Consider the following 26020-nt stretch of genomic DNA (forward strand, 5'->3'; position numbering starts at 1 on the left):
CCGTTCTTGTAGCTCGCCAGTTATCCCCGGAGCTCGCTGTCCACCGAGGGGCCATCTATAGGCTCATCGTCCTTGCGATAGCCGCTGCCGCCTTCGCTGGCGTCTGCTCCGTCCTGCTGGCCGCTGCGATCCCGCAGCATCTGGCCGAGCACGCCGTTTACGAATTTGCCCGACTCCTCGGCACCGAAATGCTTGGCCAGGATAATCGCCTCGTTGATGGCCACCTTCGGCGGTACATCTGTGCGGAATGCCATCTCGTAACAAGCAAGGCGCAGCACCTGGCGATCGACCCGCGACAGCCGGTCGACCTGCCAGCCCTTCAAATAACGGACCAGGATGGCATCGATCTCGTCCCGCTTCTCCCAGGTATCGCGAACCCATTTCAGCACGTGCTTATGCATCGCCCGCGCATGCTCCGGCTTCAACCCGATTTCATTCTCTTCTTGATTCGATTCCGAAACGATCATGTCCACCGCTTGTTCAGGGGTCACGTCCGTCATTTCCAGCTGATACAAGCTTTGAACTGCCATCTCTCTGGCAATGCGTCTCTTCATGAAAAAAACTCCTCCTGCATCTATATCGCATCCGAATCGCCACTTTCACACTGCCGTCGAAGGTGGATCCTTCATGTCTCTTGACTGCCACGGCCCCTCCGGAATTCATGCCCCGTCCAAAAAATCCTATGCCGCCCCGATTTTGTTCCGTCGGTAAGTGACCTGCGGTCAAGCAGTCGTTCGGAGCGTCCATAGGACTCTACTTAAACCTATCAAACCGTTCTGACAGCCATATTCCAATACGCCGCCATGGGAACATGGGGCCCAGCTTCAAATCGTTTTGCCTGCCTACATTGTATCCAATGAAGACGAGTAGCGCAAAAAATAACATATCCCAAAATCCGGCGATCAAATAAACCACGCCCAAAATAAATCCACCCGCGCTGCCGATGATGCGATTTCTGTGACTCTCCCACCATTCATTCCACATCCGGAAAGCTCACCACCTATTCAACCCGCGCTTTGAAGGTCGGAGTCTGGACCACATTCGCCACATATACCGATACGTAAGAGACCGGAATCCCCGTAATTTGCTGCACATAGTCGCGAACCTGGCGCTGGACCTCCTCCGTCAGCTCAGGAATCGACGTCTCGCCGTCTACGACCGTCCGAATCACAATGTCCAGACCGGCATCATTCGTGCGAATGCGGGCCTTCAAGTCCTTGACTCCCCGTACTCGTCCTGCCGCCTTAAGGGCCACATTCTCTATCGTCTCCATCGAGATCTTGATGTCGCCTATCTCTGTCCGCTGATCGATCGTAGGCAGCGCCGCACGCTCTCTCCGGATGGACACATAGAAAAAACGGATGCTCAACAAAAACAAGACGGCGGCGGTCGTGATGACCGTCGACTGCAACCAAAGCGGCTCCGTCAGCTGTATCGGTTGGGCAATGAAACCTGAAGCGGCAAAAATGACAGCTATAGCAATCGCACTGATCGCGAAACTGTAAATAAACAGAAAGAGCCTGTCCACAATTTTGCTCACACTAGCCTGCCTCCTTTGAACATTTCGTATTGAATATGGCAGTAAACCCCCTTCAAGAGGGGGTTCCATATCAATCTTATTTAACTTGCGCCTTATTTAACTCGCGCCGGATCTGTCTCTTCAACCTTATCTTGTGCCTTGAAATGAACGTCATGCACGTGCACATTCACTTCCACGACATGAAGCCCGGTCATCATTTCGATCGAGCGCTTTACGTTCTGTTGAATCTCGCTGGCTACGGTAGGAATGCGATGGCCGTACTCAATAATAATGTTGACATCGACAGCCGCTTCACGCTGTCCTACTTCCACCTTCACGCCCTTGGACAAATTCTTCCGTCCGAGCATCTCTGCGATGCCGCCGACGAATCCGCCGCTCATGCCTTCTACGCCTTCGACCTCGATCGTCGCGAGACCTGCAATAACTGCAATGACCTCCGGCGCAATCTGGATGTTGCCCAAATCCGTGCGTTCAAATCCCGATGCGATCGCCTGATTCATCCGTCACACTCTCCTTATCTTTTTGTACTAGAGGCAGTTCCTGTCCAATGATTATCCTAACTATACCATTTGCCCCTGCATAAGACAAACGACGCTGGCCAATCCAGAACTTCTAGACCTCGTGTTCTTCCAAAAACGTAATGTCAACATCGCCCTTGATGAACGTAGGGTGTTCAAGCAGGCGGATATGAAACGGTATTGTCGAATGAATACCCTCGATGGTGAATTCGGACAGCGCCCGCTTCATGCGTTCAATCGCCTCTTCGCGCGTCGGCGCCCACACAATGAGCTTGGCAATCATCGAATCATAGTGCGGCGAGATCAGACAACCAGGATAGGCGGCGCTGTCGACGCGAACGCCAAATCCGCCGGGTGGCAAATAGAAACCGATCTGGCCGGCCGAAGGCATGAAGTTGCGTGCCGGATCCTCCGCGTTAATGCGGCATTCTATAGCCCATCCGTCAATGATGACATCTTCTTGACGGAAAGGTAAAGGTTCGCCTTGAGCGACGCGAATCATCTCCTGAATGAGATCAATTCCCGTAATCATCTCCGTTACCGGATGCTCAACTTGAATCCGGGTATTCATTTCCATAAAGTAATAACTGCCGTCCGGCCCAAGCAGAAACTCCAATGTGCCTGCACCGGAGTAATCGACCGCCAGCGCGGCGCGAACCGCCGCTTCTCCCATCCGCTCGCGAACTTCGGGCGTCAATACCGGACAAGGCGCTTCCTCTACCAGCTTCTGGCGGCGCCGCTGCACGGAGCAGTCGCGCTCACCCAAATGAACGGCATGGCCGTGCTTATCGGCAATAATCTGAATTTCTACATGCTTCATTCCGGTTAAATACTTCTCCAGGTACACACCCGAATTGCCGAACGCTTTCCCGGCTTCCTGCTGAGCGGCCGTCATCTGCTTGATTAGGGCGTCATCGTCCTCCGCGATGCGGATTCCTTTGCCTCCGCCGCCTGCGGTAGCCTTAATAATGACAGGATATCCGATATCCCGCGCTATCATGAGCGCCTGTTCCAGATCCTCAACCAGTCCGTCCGGCCCGGGAATAACCGGAACGCCGGCATCTTTCATCGTCTGCTTGGCGACGGATTTGTCGCCCATGCGCTCAATGGCATCTGCAGACGGACCAATGAATGTGATGCCGCACGATTCGCAGATCTCCGCGAAGTCCGCGTTTTCCGCCAGGAACCCGTAGCCCGGGTGCACGGCGTCGCATTCCGTTAACGTGGCGACACTCATCAGATTCGCAAAATTCAAATAACTGGCTTTGGACGCGGTAGGTCCGATACAATAAGCTTCGTCGGCAAGACGCACATGCAGCGCTTCCCTGTCCGCCTCCGAATAGACGGCGACCGTCGCGATACCGAGCTCACGACAGGCGCGAATAATGCGAACGGCGATCTCGCCGCGGTTAGCGATTAAAATCTTATGGAACTTCATCCTTGGACCTCCTTGGCTGGGCATCGTAATGGAATGACGGAATACGTCATTCTGGCTTCACCAGGAATAAAGGCTGGCCGAATTCGACCAATTGGCCGTTCGTTGCTAGCACCTCGACAATCTCGCCCTTCACCTCGGCTTCGAGCTGGTTCATTAATTTCATCGCTTCCAGAATGCCCACAACTGTATTCTCGTTGATCTTGTCGCCCACCTTGACATACGGCGGAGCTTCCGGCGAAGGTGTACTGTAGAAGGTGCCGACCATCGGGGATACGATACGGATCAAGCCCGTCTGCTCTTCCTTCTTCTCCGGTTGAGGCTCAGCCGCTGGCGTGAGCGCTTCTGACGAGACAGAAGCCGTTGCTGGAGCAGGTGCTGCATATGTAAGCGGCGCTGCCGATGTCTGTACATTGAACACCTCAGTCTTGCCGGGCTTCCGAATCGCGATGCGGCAGCCCTCGTTCTCTATTTCCAGTTCATGTACGGAGGTCTGGTCCAGGAGCTTGATCAGTTCCTTGATTTCGCTAATTTTGAACAACTTGAATCACTCCTTGAGACGATATGTATGAGCAAATAGATAATGTTATCAGACGGACAATCTACGACGTATGTATTATATCATAATCGTCTCAAATGGAAAGAGCCCAGTTTTTGACCGGGCCAGTTCCAACAACGCTGCATTATTCCGACACATATTGCACGCTTACCTTGTCCTGCGTTATGTTCAGCTCTTTCATCATTTTCGAGATGATGTCCACTGCTTCCGACACTTCCATCTTGTTGCTCTGCACGACGACGGTGAACTGGTCGTCCTCCTGCGTGATCACCGCGCTGTTGTAATCTTTCTGCAGCTCGGTTTCCAGATTCGAGATTTTGACCTCGCGCTCTTCCAGTTGGTACATATCTTCATAGGCTTGCGCGAGCCTGTTGCCCGTTGTCTTATCGTCATTGATCATGCCCATCAGCTTTTCCAGCTTCTGCTGGTACTGCTCGTTGCGCTCCATCTGCTTCTGCTCGATCGTGCTGCGCTTCATGACGCCTTCGGCCACGACTTGATCCAGCATCGCCTGCTCTTTGTCCTCCGGAGTCGCCTCTGGCGCCGCCGCATCCTCTCCTGGCTGTCCGCCTTCGACGTTGACCGCAGGGTCGGCTCCTTGCTCCGGAGCGGCCGTTCCGTTCTCTGCCGCCCTGGCCTGCGCGTCCTCCCCGATGGACACCTTGGTGACTTCCACTTGTGGAAGCGGGGGCGCTTCCGTCATATCGCCCTTCAACTGCTGCTCACCCGCCATTTCAGGAGCTGTCGGCGTGTCCTCCGTGAACAGATAATAAGCGGACAGCACCACCATCAAGCTAAGCATCGATACCAGCCATATCGTTTGTCTTTTCGTATTCATCGTCCTTTTTCTCCTCCTTTACGATTCATGCATTGTGCAGGTTGATTTGCTACTCGGCGATTTTCCGCGGCACGACGGAGATTCGATAGACCGGTACATTCAGCCCTTTCTCGACCGCGTCGACGATGAGCGACTTAACGACGGCGTTCTCCGCCCCTTTGGCGACGATGACAACGCCGCGAATCTTCGGCTTGATGCGCTTGGTCACGAACGGCGTCTTGCCGTCGGAAGACTCATACATCACAATTTCGCCGTCCCGGGTATGCTGCGAAGTATGCCGCTTGCCTCCATTCGCATCGGTCTCGTCCGTCAACTGCTGGTTGTCCTTGAAGTTGCGCTGGACGACAATTTCTTCCGTCGAGTCAATCGTGACCAACACATCGACTTGTCCCACCCCTACAATTTCCTCCAAGATGGACTTGACCCGGGCTTCGAATGTCATCTCCACCGACTCAAATGGGCCCGGCACGGCCGATGAGGAGGACGCGTTCTGCTCCGCGCCGTCAAATACGCCTACCGTCGGCGGCTCCCGGCCGACATTGCTTGGGCCCTGTGGCCATCCCCCGCCCCCGGACTGAAACGTGCCATACAAGAGGAGCGCCGCGCCGGCCAAGCCGAGAAGAAGCAGCCAGCGGAACGCTTTGATCCGTTTGGAACCGTTCGAGCCCTTGCCGATCCACTGTTCAATCTGCTGCAACCAATTCGCCAATGCCATCGACCGCCTTTGCGTAGTATGGACCTGCTCTCACTTGTCCTATTTTCACCTATACGCGCGCGCGGCGATTTTATGACGGTTTGTCCGCATTTTTTTGCGGCGGCACCCTTTTTGTAGGGGCCTTACGGGACAACGCATTCCGGCGACCAGGATACCACAATCTGCTCGGGCTTCACGAGCCAGGCGGAGGTAAGCGCTCCGACAGCGGCCTCCTCCAGGTGCAGGAGCTTGCTGCTGGCCGTACCGAAGGCTGGCGCGTCCTCCGGCGCTTCCGGCGGCGAGCTGCCGGCCTCGACCGGTTCGATCCGAACCGGCTCGATGGCCGCGACCGGTTCCGGCTCGGGCGGGCCGCCGCTGGCCGGAGCTGCCAGCGGCTCGGTCACCGGGACCTCCTCTAGGGTGAGCGCGATTCGAGCAATTACCAACTGCCCCTGGCTGGCGTCATGCATCAGCGCAACGTGCACGGCCGCCACCTGAGCGGCCGTCCCCCCGCTGGAGCCGGCGGCTCCCGCCTGGAGCAGCGCCCGTTGGATCTGCTCCTTCATACTCACTTCCATCTGCGCGCCGGCTAATCGGAGCGCCTCCTGTTCACGTGCACGCGCCAACCGTTCCCCTTCCAGCCGGATTTGCTCTAGGGTCTTCCCTTCGAGACTCTTGGCGGTCGAAGTACTCAGCAGCGCATCCCATTCGCGGACGAGCTCCGCCGTCACGTTGGAGTCGAACAGGCGCAGCAGCGGGGACAGTAGCGTAAGCAGAATAATCAGGCTGAGCATCAGCTTGACATAACGCTGCATCGAACGGTTCGGCAGCAGCAGGTCGATGAAGGCGGCCAGCAAAATCACCATGATGATCTCCTTGATCCATTGACTGAACCATTGCATACTCCCGCCTCCCTTCTCTCCGGCCTACCTCATCATGACCGTGACATTGCCTGCCGTCAGCAGTATCGTGATGGCCAGGAAGAACATTAGGCCAACGGCCGCGAGCGCCGCGAAGACGTAGATCATGCTTTTGCCGACCGTCTTGAGGCACTCGGCTGCCGGCGTGTCGCCAAGCGGCTGCATGATAGCGGAGGAGACGTTGTAGATGAGCGCCAGCGTCACGATTTTCAGCGCCGGGAACGCGCAGATGAGCAGCAGGATGACCACGCCAGTCAAGCCGACCGCATTCTTGACGAGCAGCGAGGCGGATATGACCGTATCGGCGGCATCCGAGAAGACGCGGCCGACGACAGGCACGAAGTTGCCCGTAATATACTTCGCTGTCCGGACCGTAACCCCGTCGGTAACCGAGCTCGTCGCGCCCTGCACGGAGATAACACCCAGGAAGACGGTCAGCAGAACGCCCAGCATGCCGATGCTGATATTGCGCAGCAAATTGGCCAGTTGGGTTACTTTGTATTTGTCCGACAAGGCACTGATAATGTGCAGCAGCGTGGAGAAGAACAGCAGCGGGAACACGACAGTATAGATCAGCGTTCCAATGAAATGCACCATGAAGACGATGAGCGGGTGCATGACCGAAACCGTAACGAGATTGCCCATCGAAGCAAGCAGCGTGAACAGCAGCGGCACCATCGCCATCATGAAATGAATCATGCCCGATATCGCTTCCTTCGCATAACCGATCGCGACATGGAAGCTGTTGATGGCCAAAATAATGATGACCATATAAGAGACGGCATAGGCGATCTTGCTGACGGCATTCCGTTCAAACGCCGATTGCAGCGTCTCCAGCACCATGCTGAATACGGCCAGAATGACGATGGTCAGAATCAGCTTGCCGTTTTGGATCACTTCCTGCATCAGGAATTTGCCGAACGCTTGCAGCACCGCCCCGGCTGTAAGTTTCTCTCCCCCGGGAAGCAGTAGATCGGCAAATTCGGGCAGCGAGTCTCGGGGCAAAAAGCCGCTGTACTTGCCCAGCAGTTCGTTCCAATACCGCTCGACATCCGCCATATCCAGCTTGTCTGCCTGCTTGCGGCCCCACTGTTCAGTTACCGCCTGGACGCGGGAATTCCCCGTGTCCCCCTGAGCGGACTCGGGAGCAGCGTATCCGGACCCGATGCAGGCGAACAGGAAGCACAGCAGAGCCGAGGTCCAGATGTGCATCCTCTGCGGCGGTGGACTGTCTATCCGTCGTAATCGATTCATTCCCTCTCCACCTTATATTGGCAGCAATCTCATTACGGTCTCGATAATAACGCTTATGATCGGAACCGCCAGCACCATGATAAGTACCTTGCCCGCTAGCTCGATCTTCGAGGCGATCCCTTCCTGTCCGGCGTCCCGCACCACCTGGGCGCCGAATTCGGCAATATAGGCGATTCCGATAATCTTGAGAATCGTCTTCAGATAGACCGTCTGTATCCCGGATCGATCCGCCAGATCCTCCAGCACGTGAATGACGATATCGATTTTGCCGATAAGGAAAATAAAAATGATAACTCCGGTCACGGTCGAGATCAGAAAGCCGAACATCGGCTTCTGTTCTTTGACCACCAGCACAAGGATGGCGGCAATCAATCCGAGACCGACCACCTGTATGATCTCCACGGAAACCACCTACCCGCAAAATGCGGCCGCGCCGCGCTAGTCAACTTCAGTCATTGGAATAAAAATATGGTCCGGATCTCTTTAAAGAGTTGATCCAGCAGGCGAACGACCATGAACAGGACCACGACAAAGCCGATGACCGTCACCCAATGCGCCATGTCCTCTTTGCCCATTTGCTTGAGCACGGTATGTATCATGGCCACGATAATGCCGATCCCGGCGATTTGGAAAATGGCGCTGACATCCACATTCATTTCATGGCACCTCAATACATCAAGATAACGGCCAACAAGCCGCTCAATACGCCGAGACTGCGGCACATCGTGCCATACCGCTGGTATTCCTCGCGAGCCACGAATTCTTCCTGCTCCAGCTGCTTGATTGCATGGCGGATATGCTTGCGCTGATCATCGCGATCGCTGATGCCGAGGCTGTAGCCCAATTCCAGCAGAACGCGCAAGTCTTCGTTCGCCAACGACGTATTCCCACGATGGCGCTCCCAGGCCAACTGCCACGCTTCGCGGGCAGTGAGCGGGACCGCATTTGCGTCGTCCATCGCCTGCGCCGCAGCGGCGAAGATGGCGTGCAGCGGAGGCGGCAGCTGACGGCTAATCTCGGCGAACGCTGCTGGAAGCGGTGTATGGCCGTACATGATGGCCGTCTCCAGCCGCTGAAGCGCATAGTTGAGCAGGCGGAGCTGCTTCGGTCGCGCCCTGTAGGAAGCGGCCTTGAGCCAGCCGATGCTGGCTGTGGCGGCGATCAAGAGGACCGATCCGAGGAGCTTGATTATTCCGGCCCCCTCCCTTCCATCGGCAGCACAGGCTTCTTCAGCACTCTTCCCTGTTCGTCGTAAACTTTGCGCTGCCATTCCCTTTTGGCCCGGCGAAGCGTGACAATGCGGCGGAAGGCCCCTTCCTCAAGCAGTTGCCGGAGGCCGGGGCGACGCAGCAGATCGTCCATATCCTCCGCATGCGCAGTAGCAATCAGGCGGACGCCGGCATGCATCGCCTCGCTCATCGCCAGCAAATCCTCCTCCCGTCCCGTCTCGTCGACAGCAAGTACATCGGGCGACATCGAACGGATGAACATCATCATCCCTTCCGCCTTTGGGCACCCGTCCAACACGTCGGTCCGATAGCCGAGATCGTAGCTCGGCACGCCCTTGATACAGCCGGCAATCTCGGAGCGCTCGTCGACGACGCCTACCTTGAGCGCCTTCCACCTCGCTTCGGGATGATGCCATAATCCGCTGCCGATTGCCCGCACAAGATCGCGCAGCAGTGTCGTCTTGCCCTGCTGCGGAGGCGATACGATCAGCGTATGATGAATATGGGCATGCTTGAAATCAAGCAGCATCGGCATGACCGAAGCCGCGATGCCATGTACCTCGCGCGCAATCCGAAGATTGAAGCCGGTAATCTCCCGCAGATGGCTTACCCGGCCTTGTGCGAGCACCGTGCGGCCGGCGAGGCCAATCCGGTGTCCGCCCGGAATCGTAAGGAATCCACGGCGCAATTCTTCTTCCATCGTGTACAATGAATGATTCGTTATCAGATCGAGCATTTGATACCCATCCTCCCGGCTTGGGCGGTAGGCGTCATCTGGATTATCCGTCCGCTCCCCCTGCTCCGTTACGAGCTGGAAGTCATCCATGACGCCGATTTCGAGCGGGCGTCCTACGCGGATACGAATCTCCTCCAGTTCCCGACATGTACCAGCGGGCAGCCGCTGCAGGATGGATTTGAGCATCGGCGGCAGCACCGACGACCAGTTTCGTGCTTCCATTGGCATTCTCTCCCGTGTCATCATTCAACATCCGGACAACCAGGGCTTGTATCCCTATATGTATGGCGCTGCGCCGCTTTTTATGCCCTCGCCGGACCCGGCGCCTCGAATGTCCGGCTCCTACTTCTTCAATACGCCGATAAGCAGACAGGACACCCCGACCGCAATCCAGACAAGCTTGCTCCAGTTCAGCTTATCGGCGATGCCGATGAGACCGATGGTCGTCGTCGCGATAAGAATGAGCGGACCGATAATCGCAAGCAGAGAATTGACGGCCAGCGCCTTCACCGGCTCATTCAGCTTGAGCATAATCAGAGCCGCGGTAATTTCCAAGCAGCCCGACATGATGCGGAGCCCTGACATGCTGGCGACAAATTTATCGACGGACAACTTCTCACCTCCCTTCGCTGCGAGAATAACGGATAAAGCGGGGCGATAGTTTCCAGCTCTGCCGGAGTCCGCAGGCGCAATCCGCGCAGCCTTCTTTTCCCATATATTGACCATTGTATGCGCGGCAGCGTCCCGTTCATGCTCTTCCCTTCGATTTCCGCCGTATCTTCTCCCACTCGATGACACTTTCCGTCCGGGTAGGCACCTATCAGCAAGTGGGCGCATATATTACTTGCATGATTTTACTAATCTGGGGACATGAAGGAGATTATGTGATGGGTCTTTCCGAACCTCAAATCGCACAATGGCCTTGCGCCATGGCAGATCCGAGCGGAGTACGAACCCGCAAGCCGAGAACAACCGGATTGACGATGGTAATGGACAAAGGCTTGGGAGCGAACGCATTTGCCGATCTGCTCTCTACAGCTCATGAGCATATCGATATCATTAAGCTGGGCTTCGGCACGGCTGCGGTTACGCCGACCCCGCTGTTGTCATGGAAGCTGGACACAGCCCGGCAATATGGGGTGATGGTGATGCCAGGGGGGACATTTCTTGAATATGCCGTCGTCAAAGGCATGGTCGAACCATTTTTTCATATGATGAAAGAAACAGGCTTCACTGGAATCGAAGTATCCGACGGGACGATCGCGCTGCCGCGGCAGAAGCGCAATGAACTGATTCAGCGCGCCCGCGAGGTAGGGTTCTTCGTCTGCTCCGAATACGGGAAGAAAGCGGCCAGTTCCACCTTCATTCGGGACGATGTTGTGAAAACGTTCAATGAAGATATTGCGCATGGCTCCGAATGGATGACGCTTGAAGGCAGGGAATCGGGAGCTGGCGTCGGCGTATATGACGAACACGGGGGCTGCGATACGGAAATGGTGTCGATGATTGCCGAAGCGGTGCATTCCCCCCAGCGGCTCATGTGGGAGTCTCCGCGCAAGGATCAGCAGACCGCCATTCTTCGAACGCTCGGTCCACAAGCGAATCTCGGCAATATCTCCCCGGATGACATTATTGCGTGCGAGGCGCTGCGGCGGGGACTGCGTTCTGATACGATGGGTCATTTCCTGGATACGATGAAGTAGAACTGCAGTCTAACGGCATCGCCAACGCAAAGGCGAGCGAGAGGAAGGGGAGCAACTATGCAGGTCGATGTTATTGCGAGCGTCAATGAAGCGAGGACGGTTGAACTGGCGAACCGGACGGTCATTGTCATCGATGTGCTTCGGGCGACGAGTACCATCATTACGGCGCTGGCGCACGGGGCATCCGGCATCGTGCCGGTCGAAACGGTGCAGCAGGCCAAGCAGGCTGCCCGGGACGGGGACATAACGGGAGGCGAGCGCAACTGCAAAAAAATACCGGGCTTCGATGCAGGCAATTCTCCGTTCGAATATATGGGCGAGAGCGTGTACGGGAAACGTGTCGTGCTGACGACCTCGAACGGAACGCGGGCCATCCACAAGGCGTCGAAGGCCGACGTTATTTTGGCCGGCGCCTTCCTGAACGCGTCGGAATGTGCGCGCACCGCCTACCAATTACGCAAGGACATTGCGGTATTATGCGCCGGCACGCAAGATGAATTCGCCTTCGAGGACAGTCTATGCGCCGGTCTCATCGTTACGGAGTTGTGTCGGCTTGGCCGCCAGGAACAGGAGATGCGCACGAATGACCTCGGAAGCATTCTCGTTAGCGCCTATCGCCATCATGCAGGAGAGATTACGGCGGCGCTGCTCAGCTGCTCCGGCGGGACGCGCCTTGCCAAGCTGGGATACGCAAAAGATGTCGAATACTGCGCCGACGTCGATACAGTGTCGGTCGTTCCGGTGTGGGTTCAGCAGATGATGCTTCCGTTTGCGACATAGGGCGCGGCCATTTATGGATGATAAGGTACGATCGTTGTTCTAAACGGAGAAGGCTTGTTCATACCGTTAGTAGAGGATGTTCAATTACGTCCCTTCTTGATCAAGCGGACGGACAAACTTTCTTGTCGAGGAGCAATAATCATGAATGGCGAGTTGGTACTGGTTGTACTTATTGTTGTCGGACTGGTCAGCCGTTCCCCGATCATTACGACGGCTGCATGCATCCTGCTTATCGTCAAGCTCGTACATCTGGAACGGTATCTGCCTGCCATCGAGCGGAGAGGACTGGAATTGGGGCTGTTGTTCCTGACGATAGCCGTGCTTGTTCCTTTCGCCGCCGAGCGGATTACGGCCGAACATCTATGGAGCACGCTGACATCCTGGCCGGGAATTTTTGCGTTGGTCGGCGGGGCCGTCGCCACGTCCATGAACGGCCGGGGCCTGGAGCTGCTTAAAAGTGACCCGCAGATGATCGTCGGCCTTGTTGCCGGGTCTCTGATCGGGATTATTCTATTGCGAGGCGTGCCCGTAGGCCCGCTGATGGCGGCCGGAATAACGGCCTTGCTCTTGAGTATTTGCCGATGGATTATGGATAAGTTCTAGCCGCATCCCTCATGATAACAAGCCGGCCCTCCCGGACCGGCTTATTTTGTGCGCATCGTTCTTCCTTTATCTGCGGTCTTTTGGACCGCCGACGAACGCTTCCTCGACGGCATCCAGACCGTATGAAGTGTGTAACGCGGCAATGATATCATTCAGCTTGGCGTTGGACACGACGCAGGAAACTTTAATCTCGGACGTGCTTACCATTCTAATGCTGACGCCCGTCTCCGAGATGACGCGGAACATTTGCGCCGCAACGCCAGGATGGCTGACCATGCCTGCACCGACGATCGATATTTTGACCAGGTCGGCTTCAGAGGTCACTTCGCGGTAAGGAACTTCGCTCCAGATATTCTCTAGGACTTGAACAGCGCGGTCCCGATCATGCAGCGCCGTCGTGAATGAGAAATCGGCCTCCCCGTTCGTTACCCCACTCTGAACGATGATATCTACATTGATCTGCTCATCAGCGAGTGCGCCGAACATGCGGGCAAGCACCCCCGGAAGATCGGATACGCCGAGAACACTGATGCGTGCCACATTTTTGTCATAGGCGATGCCGCTAACGACCACCCCTTGCTCCATCTTCGCTTCCTCCTTCACATAGGTCCCTTCATTGTAATTGAAGCTTGATCGCACGACGAGACAGACCTTATTATGCTTGGCATATTCGACAGCCCGGGGGTGAAGAACCGCCGCGCCAAGATTGGCCAGTTCCAGCATTTCATCGTTGGAGACCTCCTCCAGCTTGCGCGCACAACGCACAATTCTCGGATCAGTAGAATAGATTCCGTCGACATCCGTATAGATTTCACACACATCGGCCTCAATCGCCGCAGCCAGCGCGACCGCCGTCGTGTCAGATCCCCCGCGGCCGAGGGTCGTAATCTCTCCGTCCTCGGACATGCCTTGGAAGCCGGCGACGATGACAATGTTCCCTGTTTGCAGCGCCGAATGCACGCGCTCGGGAACAATGTCCGTAATGCGCGCTTTTCCATGCGTGGCGTCGGTCCGGAAGCCCGCCTGCCATCCGGTCATCGACATGGACGCATGGCCCAGCTTCTGTATGGCCATCGCTAGCAAGGACATCGAGATTTGCTCGCCCGTGCTCAGCAGCAAATCCATCTCACGGGCCGGCAGTTGATCGTTTATACTTTTCGCTTGATCAATCAGATCATCCGTTGTATCGCCCATCGCAGACACAACGACAACACATTGATGGCCTTCTAATTTTTTCTCTACGATCCTTTCGGCAATCCGTTTCATCCGTTCGATGGTGCCGACGGAGCTGCCTCCGAACTTCATAACGTATCGTGCCACGCTGACTCACTCCCACCCTCAATGGAATCATTAATTGGATATTATAGCACGTTTTTGGGCGGATGGATGAAAAAAATAAAAACCCCGGAAGCGAACTAGGAACGGCGGCTCCGCAAGTGGTCACTTTTGTTGCGTGTCCATCTTACGGGTCGCAGTTCACTATCTGCTTCCGGGGCTTTTCGGATCTGGCGGTTGCCGGCGTCCGCTAATTAGGCACGGGAAATGTACTTGCCTTCGCGCGTGTCAATCAGCAGGACGTCTCCTTCGTTGATGAACAGCGGCACTTGAACGTTAAGGCCTGTTTCCAGGTTGGCGTTTTTCGTTGCGCCTGTCGCTGTATTGCCCTTGACGCCCGGCTCTGTCTCAACGACCTTCAGTTCAACGCTGTTCGGGAGATTGATGCCAATAATCTCGCCCTGATAGCTGACAATATGAACAACCATGTTGTCTTTGAGGAAATTCAACTCCCATTCAAGCTGATCCTTCGTCAGATTGAACTGATCATAGGACTCATTATCCATGAACGTATATTCATCCCCGCTGTTGTACAAGTACTGTACTTCGCGGTTATCGATTTGCGCCTTCGCAAGTGTCTCACCCGCGCGGAACGTTTTTTCTACCGTATTGCCGTTGCGCAGGTTTCTCAGCTTGGAGCGCACGAATGCGGCGCCTTTGCCCGGCTTCACGTGTTGGAATTCGAGAACCGTAAAAATATCTCCGTCCACTTCAACTGTCAATCCTGTCTTAAAATCGTTAACTGATATCATTCGCTTGATTCCCTCCTACAATGATGCAACCCAGATTGCTTGGACGGAGTAGCTCCCTACAGCTCCCCAATCCTATCCGATTACATGTCCAATATGAGCAGTTCCTTGGTCGATTGCGTAATCAGCTCAATTCCGCTGTCCGTAATGACAATATCGTCCTCAATGCGCACACCACCGAAGCCCGGTAAATAAATGCCCGGCTCGACCGTTACCGTCATGCCTGGGGTGAGCACATCATCAGACGATGAAGCAAGACGAGGCATTTCATGGACTTCCATGCCTACGCCGTGCCCGGTGCTATGTCCAAACTGATCGCCATATCCATGGCGCTTGATCATATCGCGCGCCAACGCGTCGGCTTCCCGCCCCGTCATGCCCGGACGGATGCGAGCCAGCGCATGCAGCTGCGCTTCCAGTACAATATGATAAATGTCCCGGTGTTTCTCCGACGGCGTGCCGAGAACGACTGTCCGTGTCAGATCAGAACAGTAGCCGTTGTACAATGCGCCGAAATCAAATGTGATGAATTCGTTGCCTCGAATAATCCGGTCGCTCGCCACGCCATGCGGAAGTGCCGAACGCTCTCCGGACGCAACAATCGTATCGAACGAGCTGGACGTGGCCCCAAGCTTGCGCATGAAGAACTCCATTTCCAATGCGAGATCCTTTTCCCGTACGCCCGGCTTGATGAAGCCAAGAATGTGACTGAAGGTTTTGTCGGCAAGTTGGGCCGCTTCCCTCATGACCGCCAGTTCCTCCGCATCCTTGATCATCCGTAGATTTTCAACCCGTCTGTCGACCGGAACCAGCTCGATCCCTTGCAACTGCTCGCTGTAAGCGGCATAGGTGGAATACGTCACATGCTCCTGCTCGAAGCCGATTCGGGTCAGGCCCGCCTCCGACAGCAGCTGCTTCAGCGTGTCTGTCATGCTGGACGTGTACTCCACCACTTGCATATGCTTCGCTTGATCCGATGCTTGCGTTGTGTAACGGAAATCCGTCATGAGAACGGCCCGATCGGCTGTAAGGAAGACGCAGCCTGAAGATCCGGTAAATCCGGTCAAATAGCGCCGATTAATCGCGCTGGTCACCAACAGTGCTTCCAAGCCGCGAGCTTCCATCGTTTCTCTCAGTCGAGTAATGCGGTGTTGACTCATTCTCATCATCTCCTGACAATGGACTATTATCAATCCGTTCGTCGGGCCCGCCCGATGGTTCCCGCTTCGAATCGCTTACGGTATGGTGAAGGGCCAGAAGTCCCAACTCATAGGACCTCGATCCGAATCCCGCAATCTGACCGAGGACAACCGGTGCGGTTACCGACACATGCCGGAAGGCTTCCCTTGTATGTATGTTCGACATATGGACTTCAACTGTCGGGATGTTCACGGCGCTGATCGCATCACGCAGCGCATAGCTGTAATGCGTTAGTGCGCCCGGATTGATCAGGATGCCGTCATGCGTGCCGTAAGCGGCATGGATGCGGTCAATAAGCTCGCCTTCGTGATTGCTCTGGAAGGTTTCCAGCCGAACGCCCCATTGCTCTGCCATTCTCGTCAGCCTGCCCACTATCGCGACCAACGATTCAGCTCCGTAGACTCCGGGCTCGCGTATGCCGAGCATGTTCAGATTCGGTCCATTCAATACCATATAGGAAGCCAAGCCGTACACCCCTTTCCCCGTACGCAATTACATGATAATCCTCACGTATTTTACCATACGAAGCGGCAAATGAGAAGCGTATCCGTAGCGGAGAAGCCGTAATTTCCGGCTTCCGGACGATTATATGACAGGCTGAGGCTGCGTGCGGTCACCGGATGCATTCCCTTCGCCATCCTTCTCTCCCTTGTCCGGCGTGTCTTGCTGCTCTTCCGCCGCACCGGATGAATTCGAGTCTTGCGGCTCCCGCTCCCGTTCTTCATTGAATTCCGTCGCCACGGTATAGCCGATGAACAGCCCCCACAGCAGCATGATGCATAATTCCGTCCATATCGTATTCCATGTCGTGTGGCGCACCGGTGGAACTAAGCCTAGCAGCGGACCGGGTATGACGAATAGGAGAACCCACCATACGACTCCGAAGACGATGCCCGCCCACGGTCCAGGCACTTTGCGGAGCACAAGCACATACAACAGCGCCGCCAGAATCGAGAACACGATGAATGCGCCCAAGCCGAGAAGCTGACCGTACCCGGTTGTCAAATAGGCATGCTTGAAAAACGGCTCGACCAAAAAACCGGGCACGATAATCGTAAAGTGAAAAATATAGCAGAGCCAATGCAGTCCCCCCCATATTAATCCGGCAAAAAAACCGGTCAACATACCGAACGAGAACGGATTCGTCCGCTTCTGCCGCAGCCGGGTTTGACGTTCATTCATATCGATTGCTCTCCTTTCCTTGGACAACATATATGTGGTAGTATGCTCCAATCGGGAAAGGGAGATTACAGAATTCCGCGTTGAAATCATGAAGTGGAAAACAGTGTTGAAATTCGTTACAATAATATAGCATTCCTAATCCATGAGTACACCACTGACTGCACAACTGTTATTGAATAGATAAGGATGGTGAACGAATTTGTCTGAACAGCAAGACCGGTCAATTTATGGCGGACAGGCCGTTATCGAAGGCGTCATGTTCGCTGGCAAGCATGTCAATGTGACAGCGGTCCGCCGTAAAAATAAGGAAATCACTTTTTATGAAGTTCCGCGCGAAGACAAGCCGTGGTTGGCCGTTTTGAAGAAGATTCCCTTTATCCGGGGGGTCATCAGCCTGCTGGACGCAAGCGGCAAAGGGTACCAGCATCTGACATATGCGGCGGAGAAGTATGCCGAGGATGAGGAAGGAGAGGATGCAGCCGAACAGGGAAAAGACGAAGGCAAATGGAATCTCGTCATGATTATCGGGGTTGCAGCCGTCGGCGTTCTGTCGCTTATTTTCAGCAAAGTCATCTTTACTGCGGTTCCCGTCATCATCGAGCAATTTTTATTCGGAAAAGCATTCGATAATCGGGTCATTCATACGCTGATTGAAGGAATGATTAAAATTATTTTCCTGCTTGCCTACTTGTGGCTGATCGCCAAGACGCCGATTATCCGAAGACTGTTCCAGTACCATGGCGCGGAACACAAGGTGATCAGCGCCTATGAGGCCGGGCTGGAGCTGACGGTGCATAACGTGCAGAAGTTCAGCACACTTCATTACCGTTGCGGCAGCAGCTTTATCATTCTAACTGTCATCGTGGGGGTCGTCATTTACTCCTTCATCCCATATGATAATTTATGGGAACGGATGTATCCCCGGCTCCTGCTTATCCCGGTCGTCATGGGCGTAGCTTATGAGTTCCTCCGTCTGACCAATGCGCTGAGAGAGGTTCCCGTGCTGCGCTGGCTCGGCTACCCCGGCTTATGGCTGCAGCTGCTGACGACGAAGGAGCCGACCGACGATCAAGTGGAAGTATCCATCGCTTCATTCAACCGAATGCGCGAGTTGGATCAGGATCTGACGGCGAAGAAAGCGGCCTACTGACTGCATCAGCTTCTGCGGAAGAAGACAACAGTCGAAAGGAATGATCATATGGGCGCATTTCCAAAATGGGCTCTGGCTGTAATGGCGTTGGCCGGAATCGGCGCATTGTACGCTGCCCTGCAAACAGGCAGCGCATCGTTGCTCATTCCCGTCGTGCTGATTGCAGCGGTATGCCTCCTCTATAAGCTGGGACCGAAGAAATCAGCCACCCTCAGAATCAAGAAGTCGGCGCAGACGGAAGCCAAAGCGAAGGGCAACGCGAACCGACAGCCTAAGCGAATCCGGCCCCGATCGCAGGCTAACCTGCGGGTCATTCAAGGAAGCAAGCCGAAGGATAACAAGAAGAAATCGAAGTAGCAGAACGGAAGCGCTCGCTATGGCGCTTCCTTTTTTATTTTTTTACAATAAGGATTTTCCATCTGTTTTCGTAAGATTCATATTGTATACTTGTTGTTAGGGCATGTTCCACAGGATCTGATTCAGAGGCCTGCTTGGGAACAGCTTCTTATCGATATTTCGCATGGGAGGTATGACATCATGGCAACCGGACGTGAAAAGCTGTCCGAGGTGCAGCTTGTACGCGCGATGGCAATCATCGGAGTCCTGTCCGTTCACTCGACGTCATTTGCGACGCTGGAGATGATGGATTCCAATTATTACTGGTTGTACAGCTTTATGAATATATTTACGAAGATTGGCACACCGACATTTTTATTCCTGAGCAGCTTCGTGCTGTTCTACAACTATTTTGCAAGACCTTTGGACGCTAAGCTCATCAGCAATTTCTATAAAAAACGAATGAAATACATTATTATTCCCTATTGTTTGTTTTCGGTATTTTACTTCGTCATTTTACATGTTACTCATTACCGGGACCGTGCCCTGGACGAGACGCTCGTCAAATTTTTCAGTCAGCTAGCTACGGGTAAGGCGTATACGCATCTATACTTCGTCTTCATCAGCATCCAGTTCTATCTGTTGTTCCCGATTTGCCTGTGGCTGTTCAAGCGGAAGCCGGCCATTGCCAAGTGGAGCATTCCGCTTGGACTCGCCATGCAGTGGGGCTTCATCCTGCTTAATAAGTACGCACTTCAGGTGCCTAACAAGGGGAGCTGGTCGCTCGCGTATATGTCCTACTTTATGCTGGGCGCTTGTCTGGGCATTTATTATCCGAAGCTGAAGAACTGGCTCGTCATCAGCCGCGACAATGCAACCACGCCGCGTATCCTATCCTGGATCGTCTTGTGGACAGTCGGATTATGCGCCGGACTCGGTCACGTGTACATCTGGCACACGACACGGCTGTATGGCGCAAACTACAATTCGCTCTTGTATGAATTGCTGTGGAATGTTCACACCTACACTTTCGCGATTATGGCATTCCAGATCGCGTTTCTGCTTCGCCGCCATGCCTGGCCGTGGCTCGTTAACGGAATGCATCGGCTTGGGGAAATCTCATTCGGCATTTATTTGATTCATCCGTTCTTCTTATTCGTCTATCGCAATTTCCCGCCACATACTTCGAAATCGCCGCTCTTGCATATGTGGTATGCCGGCGGATTATTGTCGGCGCTTATCTTGTCCTGGATAGCGGTCTCCCTGACGGTGCGCTTCGTGCCCCAATCATGGGTTATCTTCGGGAGCACGCCTCCACGGAAAAAGAGCAAGCCTGCACAGGGAGTGGCCGTAAGCGGCTGACCCTAAAAACTCCGTCCCGATCTTATGCGGGGCGGAGTTTTTTGCTTCCATACCGTCTCGCTGAAAACCGCTCCCATCTCAGACGGCTCCTCTGCGGATCCCAGCAACGATAGCGTCCTTCCCGAGTCAAGTTCATTCATCTATAAAAATTTTGATATATCTCTTTATATTTCCTAAAATCCCATTCCTTGAAGAAATTGGTTCCTGCCTCTAGTCCAGAGGCGTACAACGCCATGTTCTGTTCCAGCGTAAGATCGAAATCCGTCGTACCGATGCCAAGCGTCGGAATTTTGATAGTGCGGTACTCGTCATGCTTCTCGATATAGCGTTGATCATGAGCGGACATCATCGTGCCAAAAATCGCTTGCAGCATCGATAGCAGGCCGGAGATCCGATGCGGCTGGTTCTCTCTGTTCCCTACCATCTTGAATCCGATCGTCGGAATACAGTTTTTCTCTCCGCAGGCCGCGTCCTCATCGAACAGCCATAGCGGAAAATTGCTCAGCAAGGCCCCGTCGACGATATAGGAGAACTGCTTATTGAATGGCTTGCTTTTGCGCACAGCCGATTGGAAGGAATGCCGGATGATAACGGGATCAAAAAAATACGGAATGCTCGTGCTCATTCGAACGGCTCTGCTTACGAGAAATCGGTTCGGATCGATTCCATACTGCTTCATATCGTCGGGAATTACGAGCAGCCGGCCATTGGAAATATCCGAGGCGATAATGCGCAGTCGGCCGGGCTGGACGTCGCCGAAGGTGCGGACCCCTTTTTCCAACAGCCGCTGATGGACCCAGTATTCGAGCCGTTCTCCGGAATATAGGCCTTTTTTCAGCAGCAGCCGCAAGGCTGGCCCCATCCATTTGACTTGAAAAATCGGAGCGCGCTGTAAAAAGGAGGAGAATGGCATCTCCATGATGAGATGTCGCATCTCTTCCGCCGAGTAGCCCACAGCAAGAAGTGCGGCCACGATGGAACCCGAGGAAGTCCCAGCCACGCGGTGAAATGAAAATCCATCGTTCTCGGCAGCCTGCACCGCTCCGGCTAACGAAGTACCTTTGACGCCGCCGCCTTCAAAAACAGCATTGATTTTCATTGCGGGAATCCCCCTTCCGGCACATACGCGGATCGTATTACTGTTATGTATGCGCGGAAGAGGGCGATTATGATGAGGTTATAGAAGCGCGGTTCTTTTATTGCTCATAATACTGCTTCAGCCGGGTAGCCACGTCCTTCGTATTGTTCAGTAAATCCGAAGCGCTGAAGAAAATGCTGCCCTTCACGCTGCCATACTGCTTGTTGTAGTCCAGTTGGTCGATGAGCACATCGGCGCTGGACCAGTCCTTCTGCTGCGCGTCTGCCAGCTTATAGGCGGCATGCCCGATATACAGTTCGACGCCTGTGCCGGCCGTCTCCTTCACCCACCAATCGACCAGCGTATCATAAGAAGCTAGCTTGTAGCCGATATGCCAATAGACTTGCGGGGCGACGTAATCGATCCAGCCGTTCTTGATCCAGGTGCGCACATCGGCGTACAGATCGTCATAGCTGTTGTATCCCGCCTGGGTCAACGATCCCGTCGGATCGAGCGTCGAGTTGCGCCATACCCCGAACGGGCTGACCCCGAAGCGGATATTCGCCTTGCTCACTTTACATTCTTCATGCAATTGCTGAATGAACTGATTGACATTGTTGCGCCGCCAATCGTCTTTGTTGGTAAACACTTTGTTATACGCTTTATAGGAAGCATCGTCAAGGAAAGGCTCGGCAGCCTGGCCGTACGGATAGAAGTAATCATCCAGATGGACCCCGTCGATATCGTATCCGTCGACCACTTCCATAATCGTCTTGATAATGAACTGGCGCGCTTCCGGCACGCCCGGATTATACATCAGCTTGCCGCCATGCTTGACGACCCAATCCGGATGCTCCCGCGCCGGATGATCAGCGGCCAGCTTGGCTATGTCTCCCTGTACGCTGATCCGGAACGGGTTGAACCAGGCATGGAACTCCATTCCCCGGCGATGGGTCTCTTCGATCAGATAGGCGAGCGGGTCATATCCCGGGTCCTGCCCCTGCTTGCCCGTCAACCATTCCGACCACGGAAGTAGCTTGGAAGGGAAGAAGGCGTCCGATGTCGGTCTCACCTGAACGAAGACCGCGTTCATCCCTATATTTTGCAGCTTGTCCAGCATGTCGGAATATTCCTGCTTCTGCTGTTCCAGGTCGGCCCCTGTGCGAGGAACGGTCGGCCAGTCGATGTTATATACGGTGGAAATCCAAGCGCCCCTCAAGCCCTCGGTATGTATTTCTTCTTCCGCCCCTGCATTGGCTTGCGCGCCTTCCTCCCCCGTGAATAGGTTCACGCTTCGCTCCTGCTGATCCCACTTTACGGTCAGGCCCGTGTTCTCCCCGATGAACCGCAGCGGCACCATCGTTCGGCTGTCCTGCATCTGCGCTCCGGCGTCCAGCGCCACCTTCTCTCCGTTGACGAGCGCCATATCGCTGCCAATCGTGAGCTGGATGACGGTTTCATCCTTGCGGAACTCCACCTCCTGCTTGCTCTTGTCCCAGCCTACCGTCGCACCGATAGCTTCCCCGACGGCCCGGAACGGAAGCATCGTTACGTTCTTCCCCGGCACCAGATAGGGCGCCACGTCCGTAACCAGCCTCTTCTGATCGAGATAAATGGCCATGTTGTTCGCCGCTGCCTGCGTAGGCGCCGACAATGCGGCCCCGAACAGCAGCGCCGCCATCGTTCCCGGCAAGAGGCGTCTCCAGATTGTCATGAATCCTCTCTCCCTTGCGTTTAATTTTCCAGGCTTGCCCACAAGCCCTACTCTATTAGACGTACAAAACAAAACATCTGTTTCACTCGAAACAGATGTTTTTAAGAGGATTCGTTCTCTAATTCGCCGCGCACGCCGGCGAGAGCCTTGAGACGCTCGGGGTCACGCTTGAAATATTCGATTAGCACTTCGATGCATGTAATGGAATCCCAGCTCAAGTGATGCTCGATTCCTTCCACATCCGTGTAGATGTTCTCATTCTGCACGCCGATCATCTCCAGGAATTCCTCCAGCAGATGGTGGCGGTCCACAAGCCGTTTGCCCATTTTTTTGCCCTTGCTCGTCAGCACGAGCCCGCGGTATTTCTCATAGATCAGATATTGATCCTTATCCAGCTTCTGAATCATCTTCGTAACGGAAGATGGATGTACCTCCAATCCTTCCGCAATATCCGATACACGGGCGTACCCTTTCTCATCAATCAGTTGATAAATACGTTCCAAATAATCTTCCATGCTTGGCGTAGGCATCAAGCGTCCCTCATTTCATCCACAATCGCTAACAATATCCATAAGATAGTGTACCATGTTCATGTAAGCAAGTTCAACCATAGCAGGGAAATACGGCCGCATCGAACTCCTTCATTAGATGCCGCTCCTATGTAAGCCGCCTTAGCCAATCCGGCGTGATCTGCTGCAGCCAAATATTGATCTGGTTCAAATGATCCGTAAATAACAGTACGCCCATGATGATCATTACCAAGCCACCGAACTTCATCATTGCGTTCGAATAGCGGAGCAGCCAGCGCGTCGATCCGAGGAACACCGACAAAATGAAGAACGGCAGCCCGAAGCCGATGCAGTAGGCCGTCGTCATCACGATGCCAAGGCGCGGCTGAGAAGCCGACAAGGTGAAGATTGCGCCGAGAATCGGTCCGACGCAAGGGGACCATCCCGCCGAGAAGCCCATCCCGAACAAAAACGATCCGAGGTAGCCTCCCTTGCGCGAGACGCCGAACTTCCATTCCTTCATCAGTAGCTGCGGCCGGAAGACGCCCATGATGACCAGGCCCATCGCGATAATGATCATCGCCGACACTTGACGGACCGTATCTCTATACTCGGCCAAGCGTGATCCGAGGAAGGTCGCACTTAACCCCAGCGTATAAAAAACAACGCTAACCCCAAGAAGGAAAAACAGGGTATGCGTCATCGTCTTCCAACGAACGACCCGCTTGTTGCGCTCTTCTTTCCATTGATTGACGGACATGCCCGTTATAATGGAAAGGAACGTGGGATACAACGGCAAGCAGCACGGGGAAATAAATGAGATGACTCCCGCCCAAAAGGCAACCCAGACCGTTACATCCGACATGTTGAACGCCTCCTCCCTAGTTCAACCGCCGGGTAGGGGGAACGGCTACATGTCTTGGAAGAGCCTCCATGTCGACAGACCTATACCTTTACCCCCCGGCGTATCACTAAGGTTAATATTAACATGGAAATCAATAGCAATACAATCGTCGCGCCGGGAGCCAGGTTCCAGACGCCTGCCATCAGCAGCCCGGCGATGACGGCGGATTCCGACACGAGCACAGAGACGATAACCGCCCTCTTGAAGCTCTTAGCGAGGAGGAGACTGGTCGCGACCGGAATCGTTAAGAGCGCCGATACGAGCAACGCGCCGACGATCTTAATCGCGACGCTGATCACAAGCGCCGTCAGCACGGTCACGGCGAGATTCAACCAGCGGACCGGAAGCCCGTTCACCGCGGCCGCATCCTCATCGAAGGTCAGCATGAACATTTCCTTGAAAAATAGTAGCATAAAAACAACGACAATGACCGTCACGGCTCCGACCACCGTCAGATCCGTGCCGTTCAGCGTATAAATGCTGCCGAATAAATAATTGGTCACGTTCGCATTGAAGCTTCGTCCCAACGTAAAAAAGAGCGAGGCCAACGCGACGCCGCCCGACATGATAACGGCTATCGACAGCTCGGCATATGTCTTATACGCCTTGCGAAGCCGCTCGATCGCCACCGCCCCCAGTAGGGCGAAGACGACGCCCATCGCGAGTGGATAGATGCCGAGCAAAAAGCCGAGCGCCACCCCGGCAATCGTTACATGGGCCAAGGTGTCCCCGATCATGGACAGCCGGCGCAGCACGAGAAACATCCCCATCAGCGGTCCGGTAATCCCGATGAGCAGACCACCGAGAAGGGCCCTCTGGAAAAATTCTGAAAATATAATATCCAATCGATACCGACCCCTTCACATCATTTGCTAGCCGCATGCTAAGCATGCATTCAGACGATGACGCCATGTGTCAAACCCGGCTCCAGACATTCCGCCTCATGAGAATGCTTCACATAGAAATGGAACTTCCCGCAGGTGCCGGCCGGCTCGTCGCCAAGCCACGAATTCACCAGGTCCAGATCGTGGGAGACCATGACGAAGGTCATCCGATGATGCTCATGCAAATGCTGCAGCAGGTTGAAAAATTCCTTCTGCGTGCCGGCATCGATGCCGACGGTCGGTTCATCCAAAATCATCAAGTCCGGCTTGTTCACCATCGCCCGGGCCAAAAAGACGCGCTGCTGCTGTCCCCCGGACAGCTGTCCGATTTTTTTGTGAGCCAAATCCTCGATCCGCATTGCGGTCATCGCATCGACGCATTGGCTGATTTCCTGCTTCGACAGCCTGCGGAACAGGCGTCTTCGGTTATACATCCCGGACTGCACCACCTCCATGACGGTGGCGGGGAACAGCGGATTAAACGAATTTTTTTGCGGAACATAGCCTACGCGTTCCCACTGCTTGAACCGCTGCATTGGCGTCCCGAATAGCCTCACTTCCCCGGCAGCAGGCCGGAGCAAGCCTACCATTAAGCGCAGCAGCGTCGTCTTGCCTGCCCCGTTCGCCCCGATAACCCCTACAAAGTCCCGTTCTCTCACCGTGAAATTCACATTTTCAAAGACCTTCTGCCCTTCATAGTCAAAACCGACATGATCCAACGTGATGACCTGCCCGTGGCAGGGATCGGTTACGCGCATTGTTCTCGTCATCTCGCTTCCTTATCCTCCCGGCCGGCTCGCCGCACGCG

31 protein-coding genes and 1 pseudogene are annotated in these 26020 nt (G+C 54.6%); 6 read left to right on the forward strand and 26 right to left on the reverse strand.

Annotated features, from left to right (window positions below; genetic code table 11):
• Positions 1–20: 20 nt before the first annotated feature.
• From nusB to PPOP_RS11665, 15 genes are all read right to left on the reverse strand, one after another.
• A complete protein-coding gene (gene nusB / locus PPOP_RS11595; protein WP_006286553.1) occupies positions 21–554 on the reverse strand; it encodes a transcription antitermination factor NusB in 534 nt (177 codons plus the stop codon).
• A gap of 199 nt (positions 555–753) precedes the next feature.
• The gene (locus tag PPOP_RS11600; protein WP_042228575.1) at positions 754–984 is read right to left on the reverse strand and encodes a DUF2273 domain-containing protein; all 231 of its coding nucleotides are present in this window, start codon (positions 982–984) and stop codon (positions 754–756) included.
• A gap of 16 nt (positions 985–1000) precedes the next feature.
• A complete protein-coding gene (amaP, locus tag PPOP_RS11605; RefSeq protein WP_006286554.1) occupies positions 1001–1540 on the reverse strand; it encodes an alkaline shock response membrane anchor protein AmaP in 540 nt (179 codons plus the stop codon).
• A 92-nt stretch (positions 1541–1632) separates the two neighbouring features.
• On the reverse strand, positions 1633–2040 hold the full coding sequence (locus tag PPOP_RS11610; protein WP_006286555.1) for an Asp23/Gls24 family envelope stress response protein: 408 nt from the start codon (positions 2038–2040) through the stop codon (positions 1633–1635).
• A 112-nt stretch (positions 2041–2152) separates the two neighbouring features.
• Positions 2153–3496 (reverse strand): acetyl-CoA carboxylase biotin carboxylase subunit, encoded by a 1344-nt coding sequence (accC, locus tag PPOP_RS11615; RefSeq protein WP_006286556.1) that lies wholly within the window; start codon positions 3494–3496, stop codon positions 2153–2155.
• 46 nt (positions 3497–3542) lie between these two features.
• Complete coding sequence (gene accB, locus PPOP_RS11620; protein ID WP_006286557.1) at positions 3543–4034, reverse strand: acetyl-CoA carboxylase biotin carboxyl carrier protein; 492 nt, start codon at positions 4032–4034, stop codon at positions 3543–3545.
• 142 nt (positions 4035–4176) lie between these two features.
• On the reverse strand, positions 4177–4890 hold the full coding sequence (locus PPOP_RS11625) for a SpoIIIAH-like family protein (RefSeq protein ID WP_006286558.1): 714 nt from the start codon (positions 4888–4890) through the stop codon (positions 4177–4179).
• Positions 4891–4939: 49 nt separating this feature from the next.
• Positions 4940–5605: a stage III sporulation protein AG gene (spoIIIAG, locus tag PPOP_RS11630; protein WP_006286559.1), complete on the reverse strand. Its 666-nt coding sequence runs from the start codon at positions 5603–5605 to the stop codon at positions 4940–4942.
• A gap of 122 nt (positions 5606–5727) precedes the next feature.
• Positions 5728–6486: a stage III sporulation protein AF gene (gene spoIIIAF / locus PPOP_RS11635; protein ID WP_006286560.1), complete on the reverse strand. Its 759-nt coding sequence runs from the start codon at positions 6484–6486 to the stop codon at positions 5728–5730.
• A gap of 24 nt (positions 6487–6510) precedes the next feature.
• A complete protein-coding gene (gene spoIIIAE / locus PPOP_RS11640; RefSeq protein ID WP_042228578.1) occupies positions 6511–7758 on the reverse strand; it encodes a stage III sporulation protein AE in 1248 nt (415 codons plus the stop codon).
• 12 nt (positions 7759–7770) lie between these two features.
• Positions 7771–8160 (reverse strand): stage III sporulation protein AD, encoded by a 390-nt coding sequence (spoIIIAD, locus tag PPOP_RS11645; RefSeq protein ID WP_006286562.1) that lies wholly within the window; start codon positions 8158–8160, stop codon positions 7771–7773.
• A 50-nt stretch (positions 8161–8210) separates the two neighbouring features.
• Positions 8211–8414, reverse strand: a complete 204-nt coding sequence (gene spoIIIAC, locus PPOP_RS11650) for a stage III sporulation protein AC (RefSeq protein ID WP_006286563.1) — start codon at positions 8412–8414, stop codon at positions 8211–8213.
• 11 nt (positions 8415–8425) lie between these two features.
• Positions 8426–9028 carry a stage III sporulation protein SpoIIIAB gene (gene spoIIIAB / locus PPOP_RS11655; protein ID WP_422730643.1) on the reverse strand — a complete coding sequence of 201 codons (603 nt, stop codon included), beginning with the start codon at positions 9026–9028 and terminating at the stop codon, positions 8426–8428.
• Entirely contained in the window at positions 8947–9945 is a 999-nt protein-coding gene (gene spoIIIAA, locus PPOP_RS11660) for a stage III sporulation protein AA (RefSeq protein ID WP_052516615.1), read from the reverse strand. The genes spoIIIAB and spoIIIAA overlap by 82 nt, the downstream gene beginning before the upstream one ends.
• Before the next feature lie 120 nt (positions 9946–10065).
• Positions 10066–10335, reverse strand: a complete 270-nt coding sequence (locus tag PPOP_RS11665) for a YqhV family protein (RefSeq protein ID WP_006286566.1) — start codon at positions 10333–10335, stop codon at positions 10066–10068.
• A gap of 275 nt (positions 10336–10610) precedes the next feature.
• Here PPOP_RS11665 and comA point away from each other — a divergent pair, with 275 nt between their 5' ends.
• The 3 genes from comA to PPOP_RS11680 all read left to right on the forward strand — a co-directional run bounded on the left by comA (position 10611) and on the right by PPOP_RS11680 (position 12809).
• Positions 10611–11426 carry a phosphosulfolactate synthase gene (gene comA, locus PPOP_RS11670; protein ID WP_006286567.1) on the forward strand — a complete coding sequence of 272 codons (816 nt, stop codon included), beginning with the start codon at positions 10611–10613 and terminating at the stop codon, positions 11424–11426.
• A 57-nt stretch (positions 11427–11483) separates the two neighbouring features.
• Positions 11484–12206, forward strand: a complete 723-nt coding sequence (locus PPOP_RS11675) for a 2-phosphosulfolactate phosphatase (protein WP_006286568.1) — start codon at positions 11484–11486, stop codon at positions 12204–12206.
• 141 nt (positions 12207–12347) lie between these two features.
• The gene (locus PPOP_RS11680) at positions 12348–12809 is read left to right on the forward strand and encodes a DUF441 domain-containing protein (protein ID WP_006286569.1); all 462 of its coding nucleotides are present in this window, start codon (positions 12348–12350) and stop codon (positions 12807–12809) included.
• 66 nt (positions 12810–12875) lie between these two features.
• Here the strand turns inward: PPOP_RS11680 and PPOP_RS11685 are convergent, their stop codons facing one another.
• The 5 genes and pseudogenes from PPOP_RS11685 to PPOP_RS11705 form a co-directional block, all read right to left on the reverse strand.
• Positions 12876–14129: an aspartate kinase gene (locus PPOP_RS11685; RefSeq protein ID WP_042228579.1), complete on the reverse strand. Its 1254-nt coding sequence runs from the start codon at positions 14127–14129 to the stop codon at positions 12876–12878.
• A 209-nt stretch (positions 14130–14338) separates the two neighbouring features.
• On the reverse strand, positions 14339–14896 hold the full coding sequence (gene efp / locus PPOP_RS11690; protein WP_006286571.1) for an elongation factor P: 558 nt from the start codon (positions 14894–14896) through the stop codon (positions 14339–14341).
• Between the two features lie 80 nt (positions 14897–14976).
• A complete protein-coding gene (locus PPOP_RS11695; protein ID WP_042228581.1) occupies positions 14977–16053 on the reverse strand; it encodes a M24 family metallopeptidase in 1077 nt (358 codons plus the stop codon).
• A 70-nt stretch (positions 16054–16123) separates the two neighbouring features.
• Positions 16124–16558, reverse strand: a pseudogene (aroQ, locus tag PPOP_RS11700) (type II 3-dehydroquinate dehydratase); the annotation flags it as partial.
• A 120-nt stretch (positions 16559–16678) separates the two neighbouring features.
• Positions 16679–17275 carry a YqhR family membrane protein gene (locus tag PPOP_RS11705; RefSeq protein ID WP_006286574.1) on the reverse strand — a complete coding sequence of 199 codons (597 nt, stop codon included), beginning with the start codon at positions 17273–17275 and terminating at the stop codon, positions 16679–16681.
• Between the two features lie 199 nt (positions 17276–17474).
• Between PPOP_RS11705 and PPOP_RS11710 the strand changes: the two genes are divergently transcribed.
• The 3 genes from PPOP_RS11710 to PPOP_RS11720 all read left to right on the forward strand — a co-directional run bounded on the left by PPOP_RS11710 (position 17475) and on the right by PPOP_RS11720 (position 20123).
• Positions 17475–18425, forward strand: a complete 951-nt coding sequence (locus PPOP_RS11710) for a DUF1385 domain-containing protein (RefSeq protein WP_006286575.1) — start codon at positions 17475–17477, stop codon at positions 18423–18425.
• A 48-nt stretch (positions 18426–18473) separates the two neighbouring features.
• Positions 18474–18782, forward strand: a complete 309-nt coding sequence (locus PPOP_RS11715; protein WP_148277927.1) for a hypothetical protein — start codon at positions 18474–18476, stop codon at positions 18780–18782.
• Between the two features lie 180 nt (positions 18783–18962).
• A complete protein-coding gene (locus PPOP_RS11720; RefSeq protein WP_006286577.1) occupies positions 18963–20123 on the forward strand; it encodes an acyltransferase in 1161 nt (386 codons plus the stop codon).
• A 136-nt stretch (positions 20124–20259) separates the two neighbouring features.
• Here the strand turns inward: PPOP_RS11720 and PPOP_RS11725 are convergent, their stop codons facing one another.
• The 6 genes from PPOP_RS11725 to PPOP_RS11750 form a co-directional block, all read right to left on the reverse strand.
• Positions 20260–21222 carry a patatin-like phospholipase family protein gene (locus PPOP_RS11725; RefSeq protein WP_006286578.1) on the reverse strand — a complete coding sequence of 321 codons (963 nt, stop codon included), beginning with the start codon at positions 21220–21222 and terminating at the stop codon, positions 20260–20262.
• A gap of 97 nt (positions 21223–21319) precedes the next feature.
• The gene (locus tag PPOP_RS11730; RefSeq protein WP_042228585.1) at positions 21320–22915 is read right to left on the reverse strand and encodes a family 10 glycosylhydrolase; all 1596 of its coding nucleotides are present in this window, start codon (positions 22913–22915) and stop codon (positions 21320–21322) included.
• A 101-nt stretch (positions 22916–23016) separates the two neighbouring features.
• On the reverse strand, positions 23017–23445 hold the full coding sequence (gene mntR / locus PPOP_RS11735; RefSeq protein ID WP_006286580.1) for a transcriptional regulator MntR: 429 nt from the start codon (positions 23443–23445) through the stop codon (positions 23017–23019).
• A 127-nt stretch (positions 23446–23572) separates the two neighbouring features.
• A complete protein-coding gene (locus tag PPOP_RS11740) occupies positions 23573–24289 on the reverse strand; it encodes a cytochrome c biogenesis CcdA family protein (RefSeq protein ID WP_006286581.1) in 717 nt (238 codons plus the stop codon).
• Positions 24290–24369: 80 nt separating this feature from the next.
• On the reverse strand, positions 24370–25173 hold the full coding sequence (locus PPOP_RS11745; RefSeq protein ID WP_042228591.1) for a metal ABC transporter permease: 804 nt from the start codon (positions 25171–25173) through the stop codon (positions 24370–24372).
• A 50-nt stretch (positions 25174–25223) separates the two neighbouring features.
• Entirely contained in the window at positions 25224–25982 is a 759-nt protein-coding gene (locus tag PPOP_RS11750; protein ID WP_006286583.1) for a metal ABC transporter ATP-binding protein, read from the reverse strand.
• Positions 25983–26020: the final 38 nt, after the last annotated feature.

The sequence above is a fragment of the Paenibacillus popilliae ATCC 14706 genome (assembly GCF_000315235.1).
Taxonomy (GTDB): Bacteria; Bacillota; Bacilli; order Paenibacillales; family Paenibacillaceae; genus Paenibacillus_B; species Paenibacillus_B popilliae.